This is a genomic window from Mesorhizobium sp. M1322 (assembly GCF_040318085.1).
Taxonomy (GTDB): domain Bacteria; phylum Pseudomonadota; class Alphaproteobacteria; order Rhizobiales; family Rhizobiaceae; genus Mesorhizobium.
Genome location: NZ_JAMYLP010000168.1, coordinates 1 through 5,348 on the forward strand (window position 1 = coordinate 1; position 5,348 = coordinate 5,348).

1 protein-coding gene and 3 pseudogenes are annotated in these 5,348 nt (G+C 57.2%); 2 read left to right on the top strand and 2 right to left on the bottom strand.

All coding sequences use genetic code 11. The annotated features are described in order from the left end of the window. Positions 1–912 precede the first annotated feature (912 nt). A complete protein-coding gene (locus NKH12_RS29835) occupies positions 913–2,502 on the top strand; it encodes an ABC transporter substrate-binding protein (RefSeq protein WP_352956389.1) in 1,590 nt (529 codons plus the stop codon). Positions 2,503–3,000: 498 nt separating this feature from the next. After that, positions 3,001–3,548 (top strand): annotated as a pseudogene (locus tag NKH12_RS29840) (CapA family protein); the annotation flags it as partial. 173 nt (positions 3,549–3,721) lie between these two features. Here NKH12_RS29840 and NKH12_RS29845 read toward each other — a convergent pair. Both NKH12_RS29845 and NKH12_RS29850 read right to left on the bottom strand, forming a co-directional pair. After that, positions 3,722–3,883, bottom strand: a pseudogene (locus NKH12_RS29845) (transposase); the annotation flags it as partial. Positions 3,884–3,939: 56 nt separating this feature from the next. Next, positions 3,940–5,165, bottom strand: a pseudogene (locus tag NKH12_RS29850) (ATP-grasp domain-containing protein). Positions 5,166–5,348: the final 183 nt, after the last annotated feature.

Consider the following 5,348-nt stretch of genomic DNA (forward strand, 5'->3'; position numbering starts at 1 on the left):
GCCGCGACCGCATCTGTTCCCAAACTGGTTCAGCCGGCAATCTGCGCCGCCTCGTTGACTGCGATCGATATTGCCGAAAGAGGCGCCGATCTCCCTCAATGCACACAACCGGCAACTGCGGCACGGCCCAAACGGCGCTCGTTTTCGGCTGGGCGGGATCGCCGCGGACGTGCCCGGAGGGGGCATCTTCAAGATTCCATTCTCGTAACCTGTGGTCCCCTCAAGGTCAGGCCAGGATTCGTACGCAAGGAGTGCGCATGCGGAAGAGGACGTCGCAGCTGTGATCGAGGCATTTGCGGATGCCGGTTCAGCGTAGATTTCGTGACGTGAAGTGGTTTGGGACCGGTATGGGAGCCGATAAAAATCGTCGCGTCGGCCCAATCAAGAGTATTGGGTAACCCCCGCTCCACCTGGCGCCAATTTGCAGGCAACTTGCTCGCAAATTTAAACTTCCACGCCCTACATTTTTAAGGCGGTGAAGATGGGGTGCTAAAAGCAGAGCGGCGGTAATAGGTGAAACGATCAGGTTGCGGGTAGCCGAGAGACACTGTATTTCGCCTGCGGCAATCTTTTAACCGAGGGCCTATGACCGCCCCGTTGCCTCAACCGTTGTCATCGCATCTCCCCGGACATCTTTGATTTAGCACGCCTGACCAGCTGGAGCCTCAAGCATCCAGCGCCTTGGGACAAGACCGGCCCTGCCTAGAGTTCCTATCGATACCCGTTGACCATTAGAGCGAGGAATTTTCCAGCCGGACCTCGTCGATTTTGAGCGGTGGGAGGTGGGAAAACGCCGATTTCCTGTGTTGAAGAGAATGATTTGCGTAAAGCGCGCCCCATGACTTTGATATTATCAACAATCACAGCCCCATTGTCCGCCCCCGGGGAAACACAGGTAGCGAGGAGCATCCCATGTCGCAGGAACTCGATTATCTCGGCCGCCGCTTCGCTGCGGGCCACTTGAGCCGACGTGAATTTCTTGGCCGTGCGACGGCGCTCGGCGTGAGCGCCGCCTTGGCCAACTCGATTCTCGCAGGCGCCGCGAAGGCGCAGGCCCCGCGAAAGGGCGGCATCCTCAAAGCCGGCCTTAATGGCGGCGCGGCGACCGACAGTCTCGACCCGACGGCCATTGGCAGTGGAGTCCCTATCAATTTCAGCAAATCTTGGGGCGAGTTGCTGGTGGCGACGACTACCGACGGCGGCATCGAATACCGCATCGCCGAGGAAATCGGCGCATCGAAGGACGCCAGGACCTGGACGATGAAAATCCGCAAAGGCATCCAGTTCCATAACGGCAAGGAAGTCACGCCCCAAGACGTCATCGCCACGCTAGAACGGCACTCCACCGAGAAATCAAAGTCGGGGGCGCTGGGTATCATGCGTGGGATCGAATCGCTCAAAGCTGATGGCGGTGACGTTGTGATCACGCTCAAAGAGCCTAACGCTGATCTGCCCTATCTAATGACCGACTATCACCTAATCATTCAGCCCAATGGCGGCAAGGATGATCCAGCCTCTGGCATCAGCGCGGGCCCCTACAAAGTCACGGTCAACGAGCCGGGTGTGCGATACGGCGGCGAAAAGTTCCAAAACTACTGGCAAGGCGACAAGCTCGGTCATGCCGATCAGATCGAGATAATCGTCATCAACGACTCGTCGGCGCGCATTTCGGCCCTGCAAGGCAACCAGGTCCACATGATTAACGAGATCGAACCGAAGATCGTCGACCTTTTGAAGCGGGTCCCTGGCGTGACCATTCAGAATATTTCGGGGCCTAGCTACTGTTGCTTCAACATGTTCTGCAACACCGCGCCGTTCGACAACAACGATCTCAGAATGGCTTTGAAGCTCGCTATGGACCGCGATGAAATGGTGGATAAGATCCTGCGCGGCTACGGCACAATAGGTAACGACTTCCCTATCAACGACGCCTACGCGCTATTTTCCGACGACATCGAGCAGCGCGCCTTCGATCCGGACAAGGCCAAGTTCCACTATAAGAAGTCGGGCCACAGCGGACCAATTCTGCTCAGGACTTCCGAGACGGCCTTCCCCGGCGCCGTCGACGCCACCCAACTCTACGAGCAGAGCTGCGCCAAGGCGGGCATCAGCATCGAGGTGAAGCGCGAACCGAGTGACGGGTATATGTCGGAGGTCTGGAACAAGCAGCCCTTCTCGACCGTCAGGTGGAACGGCCGAGCGACGCAGGACCAAGTCTACTCGACCGTTTATTTGTCAACAGCGCCATGGAACGACACGCGCTTCTTCAACGAGAAGTTCGACAAACTCCTCATCGAGGCGCGTGCCGAGTTCGACCAGGACAAGCGCAGGAACCTCTATCGCGAGATGGCCATCATTCTTCGCGACGAGGGCGGTGCGATCGTGCCGATGTTCAATCAGTGGATTGACGCGACAGGGCCCGGCGTGAAGGGCTTCGTGAAGCATCCTGCGCTGTCGCTGAGCAACGGCTACGCGCTGGCGCAGTGCTGGCTGGAAGCTTGAACGGAGTTCTTAGGGGGACGTCCGTTCTGAGGCTGATCGCCAGACCATAACGCTGGGCATCCTCCTCCCGTTCGCCGTCTCCGTGCTGATCTTCGGGTGCACCCTGATCGTTTGGAGGCACGTGGCGCAGTCCATCCTCGGTCAGGCGGCCACGCCGGCGGGCGCTACCGATCTGCAGCTCAGACTCAATATGAGATGCTCTTTTGCCAACCCATCCGTTTCTTACGCCGAGGCGCTGATCGCGGCAGGTCCGGTTGATCCAGCCTGGCCTCGGCTGGATTGCGCTCCTGGAAGGCGAGGTGCCTAGTCTAGTCCAATCCGCCCAACGGATGGGCTGCCCGCTGGCCATTGAGCTGTGCCTGAAGTGCCTTTGATGCCCATGGCACCGCTCGTCATGTGCGCCGCTCCGGCCGCCGACGTCTGTACCAGCCAGTAGGAGCCAAGTCTTGGATGACTCCCGTCGCGTAGCCACTGGGGCTTGGCACCGCTGATACGAACACGAACCACGGCCACGAGCCTGGGAATTGGAGTCAGGAGCCGCCGGATTACGAACCATCGTTTGCGGATAAGCTAATCGATGCCGGGGCAGACGGCTTATATCGGGCACGGACCTCATCTATTGCGGGGCATTGAGATCTACAAGGGCCGCCCGATCTTTTATAGCCTCGGAAACTTCTTCCAGGACGACCTGGAGACCCCCGCCGGTGCCGACATGTTCGGCGACTACGCCAAGGACCCTCGGGTCGACACGGATGCTGAGGTGAAAGTTGCCGAATGACGTTTCAAACCCGGTCTTTTGGGAAAGCATTGTCGCAGTCAGCCGATTTGCGCAGAACCAGCTTGCCGAATTGCGGCTGTGGCCGATCGAACTCGGTCACTCGCAGAGGTTTGCCGACCGTGGCGTCCCGCGACTAGTAAAAGGGTCCCAAGCAAAGAACATTCTGATCGACGGGATATTTCGTATACTACAGCCTTGTGATACGGCGGATCGCCGACGCAGCATGCATCACGTCAATTCGTCGCCATTGTTGTTGAGCATCAATTGACTGGCGACTTGCGTCAAATGCAGTTTCTATATTGTCGTCATCTATTAGCGAGATAGAGCGACGATCCTGTCCGTGGGAATAGATGCCATGGACGAGCGGCGAGGGTGTGGCATCCTTCGGCGCTGTTGGATCCACCATCAGAAGGAGGCGCCCTTTGCCGCCGGCAGTAGTATTATCGTCTCGTGCAGGAAGACGCTGTCATTGTCGGTGCCGAGCCCAAGAGGCCTTAATGGCATGAGCCGGAGCGATTCCGTCAGAAGTTCGCTAAACAGCTTCTGCTCACGAACCAACGATGGTGCGTATTCCGTCCAGCCAGTGGCGATATCCGTCAGGACCGGCACAATCACACCTTTATCTGTCGCCATCGAGCGGGGGGCAAGGGGACCGCAATTTATTCCTGTCGGCCAAGGGCCGAAAACGGTGTGATCGACCAATCGATTAACTCTATGGCACTCCGAAGTATCGCCTCGGCCCGAGCATGGCTGGGTGAAACGGCGATGACATATCCGAGAGAGTCTCCGTAATCACCTTTCCTGACGATCGGCGTCTTGGGTCGGACATACAATTTGACCTCGGCGACTCCTGGAATAGCAGCTGCCAGGCTGTCCCCATCGATCCAATCGAGGGTGCCATCGCGATCAGGCAGAAGGTTCCGCCAAGCCGCAACGTGCGAATGCGTTTTGCGCAAATTCCATTCATTTCCGGTAACAAGCTTGATGTGCTCGGTAATGAGATCGACACCGTAAGCCAGCTGAATGTGTTGAGGACCGCCACCAAGACGCGGATTGACTTCAATGACGACTGGACCAAGCTTCGTCCACCGGAGTTCTATGCAGGTTCGCCCCCAGCCAAGGCCGAGAGCTCGCAAACAGCTCAGCGAAACCTCGACGATACGTTTATGATCGTCGTCAGTCAATCGAGCCGGAATGATGCTCTCACGAAATACGAGATGGGGTGGGCAGTCGAACTCAGCGGCCTCAACCCCAAAGACCTCATTTCCCATTATATGAGCGATATAATGGGGACCTTGCGCGAATTGTTCGATCAGTATCCTCGGCGAAGACGGCCATATGTGCTTCCCGCCTAATAGATAGGTCGTATGATCGGTTAACTCATCGATATTACGGCACAATCGGACACCTCTGCTGCCGCTGCCTATGGCTGGCTTAAGAATCACCGGGAAGCCGATTTCCGCAGCACAGCTTCTTACCTCCGCCGCATTCGCTGCCAAGAGATAAGCAGGTATGGGAACACCGGCTTCCGCAAGGAGTTGACGTTGCGTGAATTTATCACAGCATTGCTCAATCGATCTCGGGTTCGGGCCCGGTAGATCGAAATGCCGGCAGAGCTTGCCAGCTCTCGCATAGGCCGCCTCGCTGACGCTCGTAAGCCAGCAATGTCATAGGTCGCGTGTAGCCGTGAACATTCGCGAATCAGCGCATCGAGATTGTCTGTATTGACACGGATCGCCTCAATGCTTTCGGCCGCAAGATAGTCGTACTGAGCTGGATCAGCCGACAAGACAATTGGTTGCAGATTAAGACGCCGGGACGCTTGGACGAACAGCGGGCCGTTGAGCCTTGTACCTTCAAGCATGATAAGCGCTCTTCTTGCCATGGCGCTGAACCTTTTCGTGTTGTGCGGCGGCCTCACCGAAAATAGGCGTCAGGTTGTCTTCCGTCCTTGGTCAGACTTTGCGTTTGAATGTCAATGCCGCTCGAATTTTCCCCAAAAGTGCCGAAGTAAAATTCCCCAGTTTCGCCGCTCAGGCTGTCGCGGAGGGGTGTCCATTTTTCGGTG

Bases quoted from the DNA above. Each gene is read 5' to 3' on its own strand.
- NKH12_RS29835 (WP_352956389.1), top strand. From the start codon at position 913: ATGTCGCAGGAACTCGATTATCTCGGCCGCCGCTTCGCTGCGGGCCAC.